The organism is Cellulomonas sp. URHB0016, assembly GCF_054057935.1.
This window is the reverse complement of sequence record NZ_JBSRZU010000001.1, coordinates 3,790,196-3,808,656: the sequence shown is the minus strand read 5'-3', so window position 1 is coordinate 3,808,656 and position 18,461 is coordinate 3,790,196. Positions and strand designations below refer to the sequence as shown.

Here is an 18,461-nt window from a genome sequence, read left to right as displayed (position 1 = left end):
GCGTACTACGAGGAGGATCGTCTGCACCTGGCCGACAGTACGCCGCGCGCCCAGCGATGTCACGTCGTCTCACATCGTGGTTCACGGGACCACGTTGTGGACATCCTCGTCGACGGGATCCATGTCGAACGCCGGGAGACCGTCGATGCTGCGACGGTTCTTGAGCCTGCGGTAGTCCGCCTGCCCCTCGACGCCCTTGCGCTCCATGTACGGCGGAAGCAGGTCCCGCTCCCCCACGTACTCCATGAAGGGCACGCCGTACCCGCACGAGTCGCTGACCCGCTGGACGTCCACGACGACGACCGCCCGGGCGCCGCGCGTCTCGGGGAACATCGCGACGAGCTCGTCGAAGCCCTCGTCGTACAGCGTGACGAACCGTCCGTGGCCGTGCAGGCGGAGGATGTTCGGCGGACCCTCGAACGCGCAGAACATCAACGTGAGCCGGCCGTTGTCCCGCAGGTGCGCGATCGTCTCCGCGCCGCTCGCCGTGAGGTCGACGTAGGCGACCGTGTGGTCGTCGAGCACCACGAAGGAGCCGCCGATGCCTTTCGGGGACACGTTCACGTGGCCGTCCGGGCCGCTGGGGGCCGTCGCGACGAAGAACATGTGCTGCCTGTCGATGAACGCGCGGATCTTCTCGTCGATCCGCTCGTGGACCTTGCCCATCGTCGACCACCTCTCACTGGCGTGCCGGTCGTGTCGACCTTAGCCAGCCGACCCGTGCGCGCCTCGCGCATATGTGCCGTCGTGACGGGCGCGACGTCGGCCCGGTGACGCGTCACGCGCCTGGCAGGATGCCCCGCTCGATCGCGACGGTGACGGCCCGCGTCCGGTCGTCCACCCCGAGCTTGGCGAACGCGCGCAGCAGGTGCGTCTTGACGGTCGCCTCGGTGATGAACAGCTCTCGCCCGACGGCCGCGTTGGACAGCCCGCGGGCCACCCCGGCCAGCACCTGCTGCTCGCGGGCGGTCAGCCGCTCGGACGGGACCCGGACCTGCTCCACGAGCCGCCTCGCGACCGACGGCGACAGCGCCGACTCCCCGCGGGCGGCCGCGCGGACCCCGGCCACGAGCTCGTCGCGCGGTGTGTCCTTGAGCAGGTAGCCGGTGGCGCCCGCCTCGACGGCACGCAGGATGTCGGTGTCCGTCTCGTAGGTGGTGAGCACCAGCACCCGGACCCCCGGGACGGTGCCGACGATCCTGGCCGTCGCCGCGGCGCCGTCGAGCACCGGCATCCGCAGGTCCATGAGCACGAGGGCGGGGCGCAGGGTGCTCGCGAGCGCCACCGCCTGCTCGCCGTCGCCGGCCTCCCCGACCACCTCGATGTCGGGCTCGACCCCGAGCATGCCGGCGAGCCCCGAGCGGACGACCGGATGGTCGTCGGCGAGCACGACCCGGATGCTCACCGCGCACCCCCCGTCGGCAGGGTGACGCGGACCCGGGTGCCGCCTCCGGGCACGGCACCGACCTCGAGGGTCCCGCCGCCCGCGTCGGCGCGGTCACGCATACCGCGCAGGCCCACCCCCTCGGAGACCTCGTCGGGCAGTCCGCGCCCGTCGTCCGTGACCTCGAGCCGCACGTGCTCCTCGCCGCCCGTCAGCGACAGGCGCACCCGGCGGGCGCCCGCGTGCCGGCGGACGTTCGCGAGCGCCTCCTGGGCGGCGCGCAGCAGCACCACCGACGACTCGGCGGCCACCGCCCCGCCCGCGGCGAGCTCGACCTCGACGCGCACGTGCGTCTCGGCCTGGAACCGCCGCGCCAGCCGGTCGAGGGCGTCCGCGAGCGACGCGTCCTCGAGCCCCGGCGGGCCGAACGCGGCGACGAGGGCCCGCGACTCGGCGAGGTTGTCGCGCGCCACCTGCTCGATCTGTGTGAGCCGGTCGTGCACCGCGTCCGGCCGTCCGCGCTCGAGCTCGGCGGTGGCGGTCTGGGCGAGCATGACGACGCTGGTGAAGCCCTGGGCGAGCGTGTCGTGGATCTCCTGGGCGACCCGGGCCCGCTCGGCGAGCACCCCGGTGTCGTGGTGGGTCGCGGCGAGCTCGTCCTGCACGGCTTCCAGCCGTTCGAGCAGGACTGTCCGCTCCTCGCCGTGCTCCGAGACCCACGTGATCCACAGGCCCAGCACGATGCTGAAGACCAGACCCGCGGCGGCCTGGCCGATCGTGACGGGAAGCTCCGACGCGGGCGCCTGCTCCTCGAGAGCGAGCACCGTGACGAACGCCACCGTGAGCGAGACGGACCACAGGACGCCGTACAGCCGACGGGTGTTGAAGAACCAGATCTGCGAGTACGCGACGAACAGCAGGACCGGGCCGAGGTCGACGAGCCAGACCTCCACGCACAGCACGACGCACAGGAGCACCAGGTACGCCGTCGTCATGCGGATGTCGGCGCGCAGGATCCCGCGGCGACCGACTGCCACGTACCCGGCGACCAGGACGGCGACGGCGCCGAGCACCGCGGCGGCACGGGCGGCGCTGCCGGCGTCGAACGACATGGACACCGCCGCGACCGCGACGAGCGCGTAGAAACCGATGTCCCAGCCCCGGAGCGACCTGGCCCAGAACGCCCGCCGGGCCAGCAGGTCGGGCGGGGCGGTGCGGGTCATGGCCGTGAGCCTGCCACGTCCGCGCCCCGCACCGGCACACCGTCAGCCGTCGTCACGCCGGCGCCACCGGAAGGTGCGGACGCCCACCACGAGCCCGGCGACGAGCCACGCGCCGAGCACGAGCGCGGTCGTACCGTGCTGCGACGACCCGGCCGCGTCGGGCAGGAACACCGAGCTCATGCCCTCGACGAGCCAGCGCAGCGGGAACACCGACGCGAGGTGCTGCATCCAGGACGGCAGCTGGTCGTACGGGAAGAACACCCCGGACACGAACTGGAGCACGAGGACGAAGGGCGTGACGACCGCGCTGGCGGACCGGCCGGACCGCGGCACCGACGAGAACGCCACCCCGCACACCGACCCGCAGGCCGTGCCGAGCACGAAGACCCAGACGAAGGTGGCCCACGCGGTGGCCGTGCTCGGCAGGGTCACGCCGAACACCGAGGCCGCCACCACGAGGAGCACCGCGTTCTGCAGGAGCGAGACGCCCAGCACCTGACCCACCTTGCCGGCGAAGTAGGACGTGGCCGGCAGCGGCGTCCCCCGCAGCCGCTTCAGGCCGCCCTCGTCGCGCTCCACGGCGATGGAGATCGCGAGCGCCTGGAAGCTGGACAACATGATCCCGGTGGCGACCATGCCGGGCAGGAAGTACTGCGCGAACGGGATCTCGACGCCGCCCTGCGTGACGGTGGCGCCGTCCTGCCCGAAGACGGCCGCGAAGATCGCCAGCATGATCACCGGGTAGGCGAACACGAACACGACCGCGTCGCGCCCCCGGAAGAAGACCCGGAGCTCGTACCGGGCGCGCGTCAGGCCGAGAGTGAGCGGGCCGGGCAGCGCACGCGCGGGCCGGGCCGGGGTGGTGGCCGGGGTGGTCCTGGTCGTGGTCAGCGTGCTCATCGTGCGCCCTCCTGCAGCGTGGCGGTCGGCACGTGGGCGTCCTGGAGGAGCCCGAGGTAGACGTCCTCGAGCGTGGGGCGCAGCACCTGCAGGCCGGGGATCTCGTCGAGGCGGGCCGCCAGCTGGGCGACCGCCCGGGTCGGTGTGTCCGTGCGGATCTCGCGGGGGCCGCCGTCCTCGTCCCACCGGACGACCGCGCGGCGTGCGGTGCGCCCGCCGAGCTGGTCCGGCGGACCTTGCGCGACGACCTTGCCGCCTGCGACCACGACGACCCGGTCGGCGAGCCGCTCCGCCTCCTCGAGGTAGTGGGTCGTGAGCAGGATCGTCGTGCCGTCCGCCCGGAGGCTTTCGACGAGGTCCCAGAACGAGCGGCGGGCCTGCGGGTCGAACCCGGTGGTCGGCTCGTCGAGGAACAGCAGCTCGGGGCGGCCGACGATGCCGAGCGCGACGTCCAGGCGGCGGCGCTGCCCGCCGGACAGCTGCCGGGCGCGCGTGCGGACCTTCTCGCGGAGGCCGACCGCGTCGATCACCTCGTCGGGGTCCCGGGGCGACGGGAAGAATCGGGCGAAGTGCCGGACCAGCTCGCCGACGCTCGCCTCCGCGAGGTCGTCGGTGCCCTGCAGCACCACCCCGATGCGGGACCGCCACGCGCGCCCGGCGGTCGCCGGGTCGTCGCCGAGGACGCGGACCACGCCGTGGTCCCGATGCCGGTACCCCTCGAGGATCTCGACGGTGGTCGTCTTGCCTGCGCCGTTGGGGCCGAGGATCGCGACGATCTCGCCGCGGTCCACGTGCAGGTCGAGGCCGTCGACGGCCTGCTTGTCGCCGTACCGCTTGCGCAGGCCGGTGACCTCGATCGCGGGGGTGATCGGGTGTGGGGTCATGCACCCAGCGTCGTGCGCGGGGACCCGCCACCGGGACGACCAGGACACCGGTACCCGTGTCCACCGATCGGTGGACAGGCCCGCTCCCTGGGGCGTGCCACCGTGGCGACCCGTGGGACCGCCCCACCGACACGAGCGAGGGGCATACCTACCATCTTCGACATGACGACCACCTCGACCGACGCCCGACCGGTCCGTCCCGAGCGGCCACCCGCGTCCGTACGACGACGTCGCCGGGTGACCGGCCGCGTCGGCTGGGCCGCGGTCCTGCTCACCTCGCTCGCGATCGTCGCCTACTCGGCGGTGCCGTACCTGATGGGCTCCCTCGAGGACCTCGACCCCGGCCGGGCGCCGCTCGCCGCGGCGTACTCGCAGACGCCGCCCGTCGTCCGGGTCGCGTTGGTCATGCACATCGTCGGGGCCGGCATCGCGCTGCTCACCGGCCCGTTCCAGTTCTGGGCGACGTCGCGACGACGGTTCCCGGGCCTGCACCGGTGGCTCGGACGCACCTATCTCGTCGCCGTGTGGATCGGTGGCGCCGCGGCGCTCGTCATGGCGCCGTACAACACGGCGGGGATGGTCGGGTTCCTCGGGTTCGGCACGCTCGGCGTGCTGTGGGTCTGGACGGGGTGGTGCGCCTACCGGGCGATCCGCACCGGGGACGTCCGATCGCACCAGGCGTGGATGATCCGCAACTTCTCGCTCACGTTCGCCGCGGTCACGCTGCGGACCTGGGTCGGGGTGCTCGTCGCCGCACAGGCCTTCGCGGCCGGCGGCAGCTTCGACTTCGACGCCGCCTTCGAGAACGCGTACGCCGCCGTCACGTTCCTGGCGTGGGTGCCGAACATCCTCATCGCCGAGTGGATGGTCCGGCGACGCGGCCTGCCGACGCTGCAGATCGTCTGAGGTCCCGCCCACCCCGCCGTCCCGGTCAGGCGGGCAGGAGCACGACGACCTGCCCGTCCTCGACGGCCACCGGGTACGACGCGACGTCGTCCTGGCCCGAGCGGCACGCGCCCGTGCCGAGGTCGAACACGTGCGCGTGCAGCGGGCAGACGACCACCTCCGCGTCGGTCTGCCCGTCGGCGAGCGGACCCCCGCGGTGCGGGCAGACCGCGTCGAGGGCGCGCACGCCGCCGTCGCGCAGCCGGAAGACGGCGACCTGCCTGCCCGCGACCGCGTAGGCCCGGCCCTCCCCGGGTGGGATGTCGGCCAGCGGGCCGAGCACGTGCGCGACACCGACCGCCCGGGCGTCCGTCCCGGCGCTCATCGGACCGGCACCCGCGGGAGGACCGTCAAGGGCAGCGCCGTGCGGAACTGGCCGGGCTCGGCAGGGTCGTTGCGTTCCTTCCACGGGTCGCGGTAGGCATCGACCGACGCCTGCACCGCCGCGTCGAGCTCCGCGGCGCGGCCCTCGGCGTCGTCGACGACGACCGCCCGGACGTGGTCGATCCCGATCCGCGGCACCCACGCGTAGGTCCGCTCCAGCCAGTTGGCGGTCTCGCGGTAGTACTGGATGAACCGGCCGGTGAGGGTCAGCACCTCCTCGGGGCTGTCGACGGTCGTCAGCAGGTCGCCCTTGCGGATGTGCGCGCCGGCCGCGCCCCCGACGTAGATCTCCCAGCGCCCGCCGTCCACGGCGACCACCCCGACGTCCTTGACGTACGCCTCGGCGCAGTTGCGCGGGCAGCCGGTGACGGCGAGCTTGAGCTTCGCCGGGCTCTCCAGGCCCTGGTAGCGGGTCTCGATGGCGATCCCGAGCGCGGTCGAGTCGCCCAGGCCGAAGCGGCAGAAGTCGCTGCCGACGCACGTCTTCACGGTGCGGAAGGACTTGCCGTAGGCGTACCCGGACGGCATGTCGAGGTCGGCCCAGACCTTCGGCAGGTCCTCCTTGGGCACGCCGAGCAGGTCGATGCGCTGACCGCCGGTGAGCTTGATCATCGGGATGCGGTGCTTGTCGGCGACGTCGGCGATGCGACGCAGCTGGTCGGCCGTCGTGACACCGCCCTTCATCTGCGGGACCACGGAGAACGTGCCGTCGCGCTGGATGTTCGCGTGCACGCGGTCGTTGATGAACCGCCCGTCGCGCTCGTCGACCACGTCCGCGCCCCAGATGGTGCGCAGCAGCGAGGTCAGGCCCATCTTGGAGCGGGCGTCCTCGACGCCGCCGGGCGCGAGGGTCGCGAAGACCGCCGACACCGCACGCAGGTCGTGCTCCCGGATCAGCGCGACGAGCTCGGCCTTCGGGTACGGCACGCCCGGCACGTACCAGGATGCTGACTCGTCGACCTCGAGCGCTCCGCCCGCGGCCCACTCGACGACCTGCCCGACGAGCTTCTTGCACGACCCGCAGCCCTTGCCGGCACGCGTGGCGTCCATGACGCCCGAGACGGTCGCCACGCCACCGCGCACGCACGCCGCGATCGCACCCTTGCTGACGCCGTTGCAGTTGCAGACCGTCGTCTCGTCGGGCAGCTCGGCGACGCCGACCTCGGCGGGCGCCGTGCCGAGGTCGAACAGCAGCTTGATGCGGTCCTCGGGCAGGGGCGAGCCGCGGTCGAACGCCTGGATGAGGGGCGCGACCTTCTCCAGGTCCCCGACGAGCGTGGCGCCGACGAGCCGGTCGTCGCGCACCACGACGCTCTTGTAGAGGCCGCGACGTGGCTCGGAGACGACCACGTGGTCGTCGTCCGGCCGCTCGGGCGCCGTGACGCCCATCGACGCGACGTCGATGCCCGCGACCTTGAGCTTCGTGGCGGTCCGCGAGCCGTGGTACTGCGCGCCCGGGTCGGCGCCGGTGAGCACGTCGGCCAGCACCCGGGCCTGCTCCCACAGCGGGGCGACGAGCCCGTACACCTGGTCGCGGTGCTGCACGCACTCGCCGACCGCGAACACGGTGGGGTCCGGCGACCCCTGGTCGTCGAGCACCCGCATCTGGTCGTCGACGACGATGCCGCGCTCCACCAGGAAGCCGCTGGCCGCGGCGACCGACGAGTTGGCCCGGATCCCGGCCGCGACCACCACCATGTCGCACGGCAGCACGCGCCCGTCGGCGAGCTGCACACCCTCGACCTGCGCGCTGCCGAGCACGGCGACCGTGCGCGCGCCGGTGACCACGTCGATCCCGAGCGCCTCCACGCCGCGCCGCAGGACGTAGCCGCCCGCAGGGTCGAGCTGCTGGTTCATCAGGTGACCCGGACCGTGCACGACGGTCACGTCGACGCCGTGCGACTGCAGCCCGCGCGCCGCCTCGAGGCCGAGCAGACCGCCGCCGATGACGACGGCCCGCTTGTGGGTGCGGGCGTACCGGATCATCGCGCGGGTGTCGTCGAGCGTGCGGAACCGGAACACGCCCTGGTGGAACCCGCGCCCCGTCGTCCGCATCCCGGGGATGTCCGGCACGAACGCGCTGCTGCCCGTCGCGATGACGAGCGCGTCGTACGGCGTGCGGCCGTTGTCGCTGGTGCGCACGGTGCGCGCGTGCCGGTCGATGCGGCCCACCCGCACTCCCGCGTGCAGCGTGATGGCGTTCTCCCGGTACCACGCCATCGAGTTGAGGAAGATCGCGTCCTCGCTCTCGACCCCGGCCAGCACGTTCGAGAGCATGATCCGGTTGTAGTTCCCGTAGGGCTCCTCACCGAACATCGTGATCCGGAACTGCTCCGCACCGCCGCGCTCGAGGATCTCCTCGACCGTGCGCGCCCCGGCCATGCCGTTGCCGACCACGACGAGGTGACGGCGGCCGTCGTCGTCGCGTGCGCGCCGGGCCACGTCAGACCTCCACGAGGCCGAGGTCGACGATGACGACGCCCGAGACGCCGGCCGCCCCGGCCGCGTGGACCTCGAGCGTGGTGCCGGGCTCCAGGTCCTCGACGACGCGCAACGGCACGTGCACGTCGCCCTTGGCGCCGATGGGGAAGTACCGCATGGGCGTGCCGTCGCGCACCAGCACCACCACGATGAGCTCGTCCGCGCTGTTGCCGCCGCGGAAGTAGACCGTCTGCGCGACCGCGCCGTCGGGGACGGTGTAGCTGAGGCTGACGTCGAGCAGCGCCGGTGCGGCGAGCCCCTTGCCGGTCAGTGCGTAGACGCCCTGCAGGAAGGTCGGGTGGCTGTCCAAGGCAAGTCCCTTCGGTCGGGCCGGGGGCCACGGTGCGCGGGTGCGGCCCGTGGTCGTGCCGGCCTGCGGTGCAGGTGTGGGTGGTGCTGCGGGAAGCGGGGCGACGGCCACGGCGCACGCCTTGAACGCCGGCATGCGGGAGACCGGGTCGAGGGCGGCGTGCGTGAGGCTGTTCGCGCGCGACGCACCGGACCAGTGGAACGGGACGAACACGGTGTCGCTGCGGATGTCCGGGGTGACCCGCGCGCGGAACACCGCGGTGCCGCGCCGGGTCCGCAGCTGCACCGGCTCGCCGTCGACGACGCCGCACCGCCGGGCCAGGTCCGGGTGCAGCTCGGCGTGCGGCAGGACGGTGCCGTCGGGGCCGACCTCGTCGCCCGCGAGCGCCGCGACGCGTCGGGTCTGCGTGCCCGACTGGTACTGCCGCATCAGCCGGCCGGTGGTCAGCACGTAGGGGAACTCGGGGTCGGTGCGCTCCGCGGGCTCCCGGTACTCGGCGCGGTAGAAGCGCGCGAGGCCGTCCGGGTGCGCGAACCGATGCGCGAACAGCCGCGGCGTGCCGGGGTCGTCCGGGTCCGCGCACGGCCAGAACACGCCCTGCTCGTCCTCGATCCGGGCGTAGGTGATGCCCGCGTAGTCGGCGACGCCGCCCGCGCTGGCCCGGCCGAGCTCCTCGAACGCCGCTGCGGGGTCCGTCGTCATCAGGTGACCGTGCCCGAGCCGGTCCGCGATCCCCGACAGCACGTCGAGGTCCGTGCGCACGCCCGGTGGCGGGTCGAGCGCACGACGCCGCCGCAGCACGCGCCCCTCGAGGTTGGTCGTCGTGCCGTCCTCCTCGGCCCACATCGCGACGGGCAGCACGACGTCGGCCTGCGCGGCCGTCTCCGAGAGGAACAGGTCCCCGACGACGAGGAAGTCCAGCGCGTCGAGCCGGTCCGTGACAGCGCCCGCGTCCGGAGCCGAGACCGCGACGTTCGACGCGAGCAGCAGCAGCGTACGGACCCCGCCCGGCGTGCCCATCGCCCGCAGCATCTCGGTCGCGGACACGCCGGGGCCGGGCAGCCGCGTCGGGTCCACGCCCCACACCGCCGCGACGTGCGCCCGGTGCGCCGGATCCGTGAGCTTGCGGTACCCGGGCAGCTGGTCGGCCTTCTGCCCGTGCTCGCGGCCGCCCTGCCCGTTGCCCTGGCCGGTGATCGTGCCGTAGCCCGACCCCCGGCGGCCCGGGAGCCCGAGCGCCAGGGAGAGGTTGACGAACGCCTGCGCCGTCGCCGTCCCGGACGCGTGCTGCTCAGCCCCCCGGGCGGTCAGGACCATCGCCGTCGACGCCGTGGCGAGCAGCTCTGCGACCCCCTCGAGGTCGCGGGCCGGCACCCCGGTGATCCGCTCGACCCGGTCCGGCCAGTAGCCGGCGACGGACTCGCGCACGGTCTCGAACCCGACGGTGCGGGCTGCCACGTAGTCCTCGTCGACCCAGCCTCCGCGGACCACGAGGTGCAGGAGGCCGTTCGCGAGCGCCGCATCCGTCCCGGGGCGCGGTTGCAGGTGCAGGTGCGCGGTCCGGGCGGTCGCCGTCTTCCGCGGGTCGACGACGACGTGCCTCGCCCCGCGAGCACGGCCTGCCTCCAGGTGCTGCACCAGCGGGGGCATGGTCTCGGCCGGGTTCGCGCCGACGAGAAGCAGCACGTCGGCCAGCGCGAGGTCCGTCACCGGGAAGGGCAGTCCGCGGTCGATGCCGAAGGTGCGCGTCGCGGCCGCGGCCGCCGACGACATGCACCAGCGCCCGTTGTAGTCGATCGACCGGGTCCGCAGCACGGTCCGTGCGAACTTGCCGAGCAGGTACGCCTTCTCGTTCGTCAGGCCGCCGCCGCCGAAGCAGCCCACGGCGTCCCGCCCGTGCCGGCGCTGCGTGCTCCGCACCGCCTCGGCCACGGCGTCGAGCGCCTCGTCCCACGTCCCGGCGCGCAGCGGCGACGTCCGGTCCCCCGGGACCGATCGCACGAGGGGTGACGTCAGCCGGTCCGGGTGCTGCAGGAGGTCAGCCGCCGACCACCCCTTGGCGCACAGCCCCCCGCGGTTCGTCGGGAAGTCCGCGGCCGCGACCCGCACGTCGGGCCGTCCGTCCCCCGCCCGTGGGGTGACCTGCAGCTCGATGCCGCACTGCAGTGCGCAGTAGGGGCAGTGGGTCGCGACGGTGCGGCCCGCGTCAGGGCCACGGACGACCGTCGGCGACGCGAGCTCCTGCCCCATCGGTCGATCGTGCGGTGTGCCTGTTACGTCGGCCCGTGCGACCGGTTACCGCCGGGTTTCCCTTCCCTCTCAGGCATGGCACCTCGGCGCACGGCGTGTCGGGCGGTCCGGTGCTACCGCTCAGGACTGCAGCTGGCTGCCGGGCTCACTCGCGTGAGTCGGCGGCCGGCGTGGTCGACATCGCTGCCCCGACCACCAGGGAGGCGAGGAGGGCCGCCGCCGCTGGGAGGAGCCAGAAGTACCCGAGCGCCACGTCATCGGGTGGCACGTCACGGGCGAGAACGAGGGCCACAAGAGGGACCGTGGCGGCGAGGGCGACCACCAGCACGGCGTTCCACCGGACGAAGATCCCGCGTCGTCGCGACGCCAGAGCACCGAGATCGACGAGCGTCCGGCGCGCGAGCGTGTGACCGACGACCAGCCCCAGTCCGCCGGCAAGAACGACGACGACGGCCAGCGCTGCGCCGGCGACGCTCACTGCATCGGCCAGTCCGCGGATGCGGTCGTAGGCGGTGGGGTCGGTGCCGTCAGCCGTCTGCGCGCCGGGGGCCAGGCGCGTCGCCGCAGCGCGGATCAGGAACTGGTCCTGCGGCTGCAGCTCATGGAAGTCGAGCAGCACGACCTCGCTCGTCCCGCCGGCTCGCAGGCCGAACGTCGTCGCCACCGAGCCGTCGCTGGGCACGACGAGGCCCGGCAGGTTGCCGCCCAACGTCGGGTCGGGATCCGCGTGGGTGTCCGCGACCTGCCGCGCGTCGGCGTGCTGGGCGGCGAAGAGCAGGAGGCCCACCTTGCCGTCGTCGAGAAGCTCAGGGTCGGCCAGGGGACGCGAGCCGGGGGGGCCGAGCAGGACTGCGTTGACGGGTGACGCCGCGCGCTGCGGGAAACAGCTGGCCGGCAGGTCCTGGGGCGTCCGGATGTCCTGCTCCGCCATGCACGAGGCGAGTCGGGTGCCGGTCACCCGGAGGTTCGCCGTGGACTCGTCAGGGATCCGGTAGTCCACCACGTCCGAGCCACCGACGTCTGCATAGACGGCGACGAGCGTCGCGATCGTCGAGTCCGGCATCTCGCTGATGACGAACGAGCCCGCAGGTTCCAGTGGACTCGACTCGGCTTCACCGACGTTGGCGCTGAAGGTGGTCTGGGCAGCCCACAGCCCGCTGCCCAGCACCACGACGGAAGCGACGGCGGCCACCGCACCCAGACCGCCGAGCAGGTTCCGGAGCAGGGCGCTCGTCGCGGGCGCGAGCCCGATGAGGACGATCGGAACGAGAAGCAACGGCACACTCGCCGCCAGGACCACCGCCCCGGCGGGTGCGATCCACAAGGGCTCGGCCGGCCCTGGCCCCACCCCGGGCCGTGGGCCGAGATACAGCGCAGCCGCGCCGGTGACGGCCATGGCCAGCCCCACCGCCGTCAGGCGGCGGGGACGAGGGCGCCGCGCACGCACCAGCACCACGGCCTGCCCGCCCCGTCTCAGCGCCGACGGGGTCACGGCCGCGACAGCCGCTGTGAGAAGCACCAGGACGGCCACGGTGGACCACGGCACTGCAACGCCGACCCAGTACTGGCCGAGAGCGCCGGACACCGGCTCCCGGAGCACCAGGAGCGCGCTGACCGCGCCAGCCGCCCCGAGCACCTCACCCACGACGACCACGCCCGCGATGACGACGACGAGCCGATGCCACGCCTCCTGTCGGGACATCCCCGCCGCGACGAGGCTGTCGCAGTCCGCGCGCCAGCCCCGCGACAGCAGCGCGGCGACCGACACCAGCACCAGGCCGAACAGCAGTCCGAGGCCGACGGGGACGAGCTGCAGGGCGCTGATCAGCTGCGGGGTGTTCTGCGTCGCCTGCTCGAGCAGCGAGCCGATCGACCGGTAGCTGGCATCGCGACTGTCCAGAGCGGCCCGCAGCGCCGGGTCCGCGTAGAAGTCGGTGTCGCTCAGCCAGATCCCCGGCCGGTCCACCGCCTGCGGCGGCACCACGCGGACGAGCACGCTCGCCGCGACGTCGGCGGGGTCGACGACGAGGCCGACGACCGTGACGTCGCTGCGGTCGTCGTCGACCTGCACCCCGATCGTGTCGCCGATGCCGACCCCCAGCGCTGCCGCGGTCCGCCGGGAGAGCAGCGCTTCACCGGCGACCCGAGGGCGGGCTCCGGCTGTCAGCACGCCCAGCGCCAAGGACGGGTCGCTCGTCGTACGCACGAGGACCGGCCCGGCCAGGGGACCTGCCGACACCGTCCCCGACCCGTCCTGCACGGGGGCGGCCCCCGGGAGCGCGCGCACGGTCTCAGTGACCTCGGCACGGCCGGTCTGCAACGCGTACGCCCTGCCCCCGAGGTCGGCTCGCACGGAGTCCAGGACCGCGCGCTGCGCGCTGTCGTGCACGGCCGCCAGGCCGACGACCAGCGCTGCGAGCACGAAGCCGAGCAGCGCGAGCGTGCTCGTCTGGGCGATCCTCCGCCGCACGAAGGCGACGTACAGAGCCGAACCGTCGACCCGTCGTGTCATGCGGCGACGGCCTGGGTCAAGATGCCCGACGCGAGGGCGAGGCGCGCGTCGAGACGTGCCGCCACGGTCGGGTCGTGCGTCGCCACCACGACCGTCAGCCCGTCGGACGAGCCGAGATGGACGAGGATCTCGGTGACCCGCTCCGTGTTCTCCACGTCGAGCGCGCCCGTGGGCTCGTCGGCGACGATGACGGGCGCCCCGACGATCAGCGCACGTCCGATCGCGACGCGCTGCTGTTCACCTCCGGACATCGACGCCGGATAGCGGTCACCCATCTCCGAGCCGAGGTTGACGCGGGCGAGAACCGCGACGACATCGGCCGCGCTTCGGCTGACCCCTCGGATCTCGGAAGCCAGGAGCAGATTCTGCTCGACCGTCAAGAACGGAACCAGCCGGTAATCCTGGTGAATGAGTGCTACCCGGGGATCGCTGGCCGTCCGCCACGTCGCCGTCACCACCGGACTGTCATTGATCGTCACGGTGCCGGAATCAGGTCGCTGGAGCCCGCCGATGACTCGCAGCAGCGTGCTCTTTCCGCTTCCGGACGGGCCCATGACCGCTGTGGTGCCCGAGCCGATCGCGATGGTCACGCCATCGAGCGGCGTCGACGTGCCGTAGCGGACGGTCACGTCGTCGAGAACGATCATGCAGCAGCTCCACTTGTCTGGCTCCTTGCTGACAGGTGCCCGTCAGAGGAAAGAATGCCCTCAGGCCCCAGCGCGGCGGTAGACGCGCGCCTCCCACGGGCGCAGCTCCGGGGTGGAGTCGTCCTCGTAGTTGCCGAGCAGGAGCATGCTGCGCTCGTCGAACGTCCATGCGTCGCCCACGTCGAACGACTGCGGCTCCCCGGTGAAGTTTCCCAGGACGAGCAGGGCGTCGTCACCGAGGCGACGTGTGAACGCGTAGACGTGCTCGTCGTCGGGGAGCAGCATCGTGAAGTCCCCGAGGGCGACGACCGGTTCGTCGTGGCGGAGCCGGATGAGCCGCCGGTAGTGGTGGAACACGGAACGGGGGTCGGCGCGCTCCGCGACCGCGTTCACGGTCGTGCGGTTGTCGTTCACCGGGAGCCACGGTGTGCCCGTCGTGAACCGGGCGTGCTCCGAGTCGTCCCACTGCACGGGGGTGCGGGCGTTGTCGCGGCTCATCCGCGCGAGCCCTTGGAGCAGCTCGTCGTCCGTGGAGTGGCCGCGGGCGCGGGCCTCCGAGATGTGCCGCAGCGACTCGATGTCCTGGTAGTCGGCGAACTGCGTGAAGTGCGCGTTCGTCATCCCGAGCTCCTCGCCCTGGTAGACGTACGGCGTGCCCCGGTGCAGGTGCAGGACCGTGGCCAGCATCGTCGCCGACTCCCGGCGGTACCGGTCGTCGTCGCCGAACCGGGACACCACCCTGGGCTGGTCGTGGTTGTCCCAGTAGAGCGAGTTCCAGCCCGTCTCCGCCAGACCGGCCTGCCAGCGGCCGAAGGACCTCTTGAGGTCGGTGAGCCGCAGGGCGCGGGTGTCGAACTTGCCGCCCGGTCCGTGGTCCAGCCCGACGTGCTCGAACTGGAACACCATGTCGAGCTCCGCGCGGGCGGGGTCGGTGAACAGGACGGCGTCGTCGATCGTCACGCCCGGCATCTCCCCCACGGCCAGCAGGCGCTCCGGGCGGCCGGCGAACACCTCACGGTGCATCTCGGCGAGGAACTCGTGGATGCGCGGGCCGCAGATGTAGGACGGCGAGCCGTCGCCCCACAGGCCGCCGTGCACCACGCCGTCCGGCAGGGTCACGTCCTTGGACACCATGTTGATGACGTCCATCCGGAAGCCGTCGACCCCGCGGTCGAGCCACCAGCGCATCATCGCGTAGACCGCCTCGCGGACCTCCGGGTTCTCCCAGTTGAGGTCCGGCTGCTTGCGGCTGAACAGGTGCAGGTAGTACTCCTGCGTCTCCTCGTCCAGGTCCCAGGCCGGTCCGGAGAAGAACGAGGCCCAGTTGGTGGGCTCGGCGCCCGGCTGCCCCGGCTCCATACCCGCGCGCGGCGGTCGCCACCAGTACCAGTCCCGCTTGGGGTTGTCCGTCGAGGAGCGGGACTCGACGAACCACGGGTGCTCGTCGGACGTGTGGTTGACGACGAGGTCCATCACAAGCCGCATGCCGCGCGCGTGCAGGGCCCCGATGAGCTCATCGAGGTCTTTGAGCTTCCCGAACACGGGGTCGACGTCCTGGTAGTCGCTGATGTCGTACCCGTTGTCGTCCTGCGGGGAGCGGTACACGGGCGACAGCCACACGACGTCCACCCCGAGCTCCGACAGGTGGTCGAGGCGGCCGAGGATGCCCCGCAGGTCGCCGATGCCGTCACCGTCGGAGTCCGCGAAGGACCGGGGGTAGATCTGGTACACCACGGCCTTCGTCCACCACGGTGCGTCGTCGACGGTCCAGGTCATGCGCGTCCTCCAGCTGCTGCTCGACGGCTCACGCGACGGCGAGCGTGTCGTTGGTGTCGAAGGTGCTCTGGAACCGGTGCTCCTGCAAGGGGAGCGTCGCGCCGCGGTTCGGACGCCGTGGTCGTTGCCGTGGATCGCTCCCTTGCGAAAGTGCTTTCCGTCGTGGAAACTAGTTTCATGAGCATCCACGACGAGACCCACGCCACCGACGGACCGACCCCCGAGGAGGCGCGTCAGCTGCTGAACGCCTCCGCCGGCGCCGCAGGCGCTCTGCGCGCCGCCGGCCAGAACCGGCACGCGCAGTGGCTGACCGGCCTCGCGACCAGCACGTTCATGTTCTACGTCGCGCTCGCGTCCGGGCCCGACGACACCTTCGCCCTCCTGCTCATCGGGTCCTACGCGGCCACGTGCGCCACGCTCTGGTTCTCGCTCGTCCGCGGCGCCCCGGTCACCAAGCGCGACATGGGGACGCGGTGGGACCCCGCGATCCGGCTCTGGGGTCTCGCGTACATCGTCACGTTGATCGTCGGCCTCACCTGGCTGCGCGACTCGTCGCTGTTCTGGCTGCTGTCCGCCGTCGTCGTGACCGCCCCGCTCGCCGTCGGAGCGTTCCGGGAGGGTCGCGCCTGATGCCCCCGCTCCCCGACAGCGACTCCGTCGGCGAAGGCGCTCGCGCGCGGCTCGACGACGTCCTCCAGTCCCCCGTCCGGCTGTCCGTCGTCGCCGCGCTCGCCGCCACCGACGAGGCCGAGTTCGCCGCGGTCCGTGACGCCGTCCAGGTCAGCGACTCCGTCCTGAGCAAGGCCGTCACCGCGCTCGAGCAGCCCGGGTACGTGCACGTGCGGAAGGGATACGTCGCCAAGCGACCCCGCACGTGGCTGTCCGTCACGTCCGCCGGCCGTGACGCGCTCCAGGCGCACGTCGAGGCGCTGCGGGCGATCGCCGGACAGTGAGCCCGACGGGCGTCCCCCGCGCCAGCGCGCCGGCTCGTCGCCGGCGCGCTGCCGTCTCCCACCTCAGATCAGGACGGCACCCTTCGACGCCGACTGGACGAGCTTGGCGTACTTGGCCAGCACACCGCGCGTGTACGTGGGAGGCAACGGCGCCCAGCCCTGCTTGCGCGAGTCGAGCTCCGCGTCCTCGACGAGGACGTCCAGCGTGGCGTTCGCGACGTCCAGCCGGATCCGGTCGCCGTCCCGGACGAACGCGATGGGTCCGCCGTCGACGGCCTCCGGGGCGACGTGCCCGACGCACAGTCCCGTGGTGCCGCCCGAGAACCGGCCGTCGGTCAGCAGGAGCACGTCCTTGCCCAGACCGGCGCCCTTGATCGCGCCCGTGATCGCCAGCATCTCCCGCATGCCCGGGCCACCCTTCGGGCCCTCGTAGCGGATCACCACGACGTCACCCGCGACGATCGTGCCGTCCTCGAGCGCGTCCATCGCGGCCCGCTCGCGGTCGAACACGCGGGCGGTGCCCTCGAAGACGTCGGAGTCGAACCCGGCCGACTTCACCACCGCCCCCTCGGGCGCGAGCGAGCCGTGCAGGATCGTGATGCCGCCCGTCTGGTGGATCGGGTTGCCCATCGCGCGGAGGATCTTGCCGTCGGGGTCCGGCGGGTTCACGTCGGCCAGGTTCTCCGCGATGGTCTTCCCCGTCACCGTGAGGCAGTCGCCGTGCAGCAGGCCCGCGTCCAGGAGGGCCTTCATGACGACCGGGACGCCCCCGATGCGGTCGATGTCGTTCATGACGTACCGGCCGAACGGCTTGAGGTCACCGAGGTGCGGCACCTTGTCCGCCACGCGGGAGAAGTCGGCCAGCGTCAGGTCGACCTCGGCCTCGTGGGCCATGGCGAGCAGGTGCAGGACCGCGTTCGTGGACCCGCCGAACGCCATGACGACGGCGATCGCGTTCTCGAACGCCTCCTTCGTCATGATCTGGCGCGCGGTGATGCCCTGCCGGAGCATCTCGACGACGGCCTCACCGGACTTGTGTGCGAACGCGTCACGGCGGCGGTCGGCCGACGGCGGGGCGGCAGACCCGGGGATCGACATGCCGATCGCCTCCGCGACCGACGCCATCGTGTTCGCGGTGTACATGCCGCCGCAGGCGCCCTCGCCCGGACAGATCGCACGCTCGATGCGGTCGACGTCCTCCCGGCTCATCAGCCCGCGCGCGCACGCGCCGACCGCCTCGAACGCGTCGATGATCGTCACGTCCTTCTCCGTACCGTCCTCGAGCTTGACCCAGCCCGGCGCGATGGATCCGGCATACAGGAACACGCTCGCCAGGTCGAGGCGGGCGGCCGCCATGAGCATGCCCGGCAGCGACTTGTCGCAGCCCGCCAGGAGCACCGAGCCGTCGAGGCGCTCGGCCTGCATCACGGTCTCGACCGAGTCGGCGATGATGTCGCGGCTCACGAGGGAGAAGTGCATGCCCTCGTGGCCCATCGAGATGCCGTCCGACACCGAGATGGTGCCGAACTCCAGCGGGTAGCCGCCCGCGGCGTGCACCCCCGCCTTGGCGGCCTGGGCGAGCCGCTGGAGCGACAGGTTGCAGGGCGTGATCTCGTTCCAGGAGCTCGCGACGCCGATCTGGGGCTTCGCGAAGTCGTCGTCGCCGAGGCCGACCGCCCGGAGCATGCCGCGGGACGCGGTCGCCTCCAGGCCGTCGGTGACGGTGCGGGAACGGGGCTTGATGTCCGGCGTGCTCATGTCGCGAGTCTAGGGACGCGCGCCCGATCCGCCCGGCGCCACGACCGTCCGGCG

At 72.7% G+C, this 18,461-nt stretch carries 15 protein-coding genes; 3 read left to right on the top strand and 12 right to left on the bottom strand.

What is annotated here, in order from left to right:
- Positions 1 to 81: 81 nt before the first annotated feature.
- From ACVW07_RS17415 to ACVW07_RS17395, 5 genes are all read right to left on the bottom strand, one after another.
- Positions 82 to 666: a pyridoxamine 5'-phosphate oxidase family protein gene (locus ACVW07_RS17415; RefSeq protein ID WP_456820470.1), complete on the bottom strand. Its 585-nt coding sequence runs from the start codon at positions 664 to 666 to the stop codon at positions 82 to 84.
- Between the two features lie 112 nt (positions 667 to 778).
- Positions 779 to 1,405 carry a response regulator gene (locus ACVW07_RS17410; protein ID WP_456820469.1) on the bottom strand — a complete coding sequence of 209 codons (627 nt, stop codon included), beginning with the start codon at positions 1,403 to 1,405 and terminating at the stop codon, positions 779 to 781.
- Positions 1,402 to 2,607: a sensor histidine kinase gene (locus tag ACVW07_RS17405; protein WP_456820468.1), complete on the bottom strand. Its 1,206-nt coding sequence runs from the start codon at positions 2,605 to 2,607 to the stop codon at positions 1,402 to 1,404. Before ACVW07_RS17405 ends, ACVW07_RS17410 begins: the two co-directional genes overlap by 4 nt.
- Positions 2,608 to 2,649: 42 nt before the next feature.
- A complete protein-coding gene (locus tag ACVW07_RS17400) occupies positions 2,650 to 3,507 on the bottom strand; it encodes an ABC transporter permease (protein ID WP_456820467.1) in 858 nt (285 codons plus the stop codon).
- A complete protein-coding gene (locus ACVW07_RS17395) occupies positions 3,504 to 4,391 on the bottom strand; it encodes an ABC transporter ATP-binding protein (RefSeq protein WP_456820466.1) in 888 nt (295 codons plus the stop codon). Before ACVW07_RS17395 ends, ACVW07_RS17400 begins: the two co-directional genes overlap by 4 nt.
- 162 nt (positions 4,392 to 4,553) lie before the next feature.
- Between ACVW07_RS17395 and ACVW07_RS17390 the strand changes: the two genes are divergently transcribed.
- Positions 4,554 to 5,297, top strand: a complete 744-nt coding sequence (locus tag ACVW07_RS17390; protein ID WP_456820465.1) for a DUF2306 domain-containing protein — start codon at positions 4,554 to 4,556, stop codon at positions 5,295 to 5,297.
- A 25-nt stretch (positions 5,298 to 5,322) separates the two neighbouring features.
- Here ACVW07_RS17390 and ACVW07_RS17385 read toward each other — a convergent pair whose 3' ends face one another.
- The 6 genes from ACVW07_RS17385 to ACVW07_RS17360 all read right to left on the bottom strand — a co-directional run bounded on the left by ACVW07_RS17385 (position 5,323) and on the right by ACVW07_RS17360 (position 15,696).
- Positions 5,323 to 5,661 carry a Rieske (2Fe-2S) protein gene (locus tag ACVW07_RS17385; protein ID WP_456820464.1) on the bottom strand — a complete coding sequence of 113 codons (339 nt, stop codon included), beginning with the start codon at positions 5,659 to 5,661 and terminating at the stop codon, positions 5,323 to 5,325.
- A complete protein-coding gene (nirB, locus tag ACVW07_RS17380; RefSeq protein ID WP_456820463.1) occupies positions 5,658 to 8,162 on the bottom strand; it encodes a nitrite reductase large subunit NirB in 2,505 nt (834 codons plus the stop codon). The genes ACVW07_RS17385 and nirB overlap by 4 nt, the downstream gene beginning before the upstream one ends.
- A 1-nt stretch (position 8,163) precedes the next feature.
- Positions 8,164 to 10,761, bottom strand: coding sequence for a molybdopterin oxidoreductase family protein (locus ACVW07_RS17375; protein ID WP_456820462.1), 2,598 nt, complete (start codon positions 10,759 to 10,761; stop codon positions 8,164 to 8,166).
- Between the two features lie 145 nt (positions 10,762 to 10,906).
- On the bottom strand, positions 10,907 to 13,273 hold the full coding sequence (locus tag ACVW07_RS17370) for a hypothetical protein (RefSeq protein ID WP_456820461.1): 2,367 nt from the start codon (positions 13,271 to 13,273) through the stop codon (positions 10,907 to 10,909).
- A complete protein-coding gene (locus ACVW07_RS17365) occupies positions 13,270 to 13,920 on the bottom strand; it encodes an ABC transporter ATP-binding protein (RefSeq protein WP_456820460.1) in 651 nt (216 codons plus the stop codon). The genes ACVW07_RS17370 and ACVW07_RS17365 overlap by 4 nt, the downstream gene beginning before the upstream one ends.
- Before the next feature lie 60 nt (positions 13,921 to 13,980).
- Positions 13,981 to 15,696, bottom strand: coding sequence for a glycoside hydrolase family 13 protein (locus ACVW07_RS17360; protein WP_456820459.1), 1,716 nt, complete (start codon positions 15,694 to 15,696; stop codon positions 13,981 to 13,983).
- 177 nt (positions 15,697 to 15,873) lie between these two features.
- Here ACVW07_RS17360 and ACVW07_RS17355 point away from each other — a divergent pair, with 177 nt between their 5' ends.
- Together ACVW07_RS17355 and ACVW07_RS17350 are read left to right on the top strand one after the other, a co-directional pair.
- The gene (locus ACVW07_RS17355; protein ID WP_456820458.1) at positions 15,874 to 16,326 is read left to right on the top strand and encodes a hypothetical protein; all 453 of its coding nucleotides are present in this window, start codon (positions 15,874 to 15,876) and stop codon (positions 16,324 to 16,326) included.
- Positions 16,326 to 16,649, top strand: coding sequence for a winged helix-turn-helix domain-containing protein (locus ACVW07_RS17350; protein WP_456820457.1), 324 nt, complete (start codon positions 16,326 to 16,328; stop codon positions 16,647 to 16,649). Before ACVW07_RS17355 ends, ACVW07_RS17350 begins: the two co-directional genes overlap by 1 nt.
- A gap of 63 nt (positions 16,650 to 16,712) precedes the next feature.
- Here ACVW07_RS17350 and ilvD read toward each other — a convergent pair whose 3' ends face one another.
- Positions 16,713 to 18,407 carry a dihydroxy-acid dehydratase gene (ilvD, locus tag ACVW07_RS17345; RefSeq protein WP_456820456.1) on the bottom strand — a complete coding sequence of 565 codons (1,695 nt, stop codon included), beginning with the start codon at positions 18,405 to 18,407 and terminating at the stop codon, positions 16,713 to 16,715.
- Positions 18,408 to 18,461 lie beyond the last annotated feature (54 nt).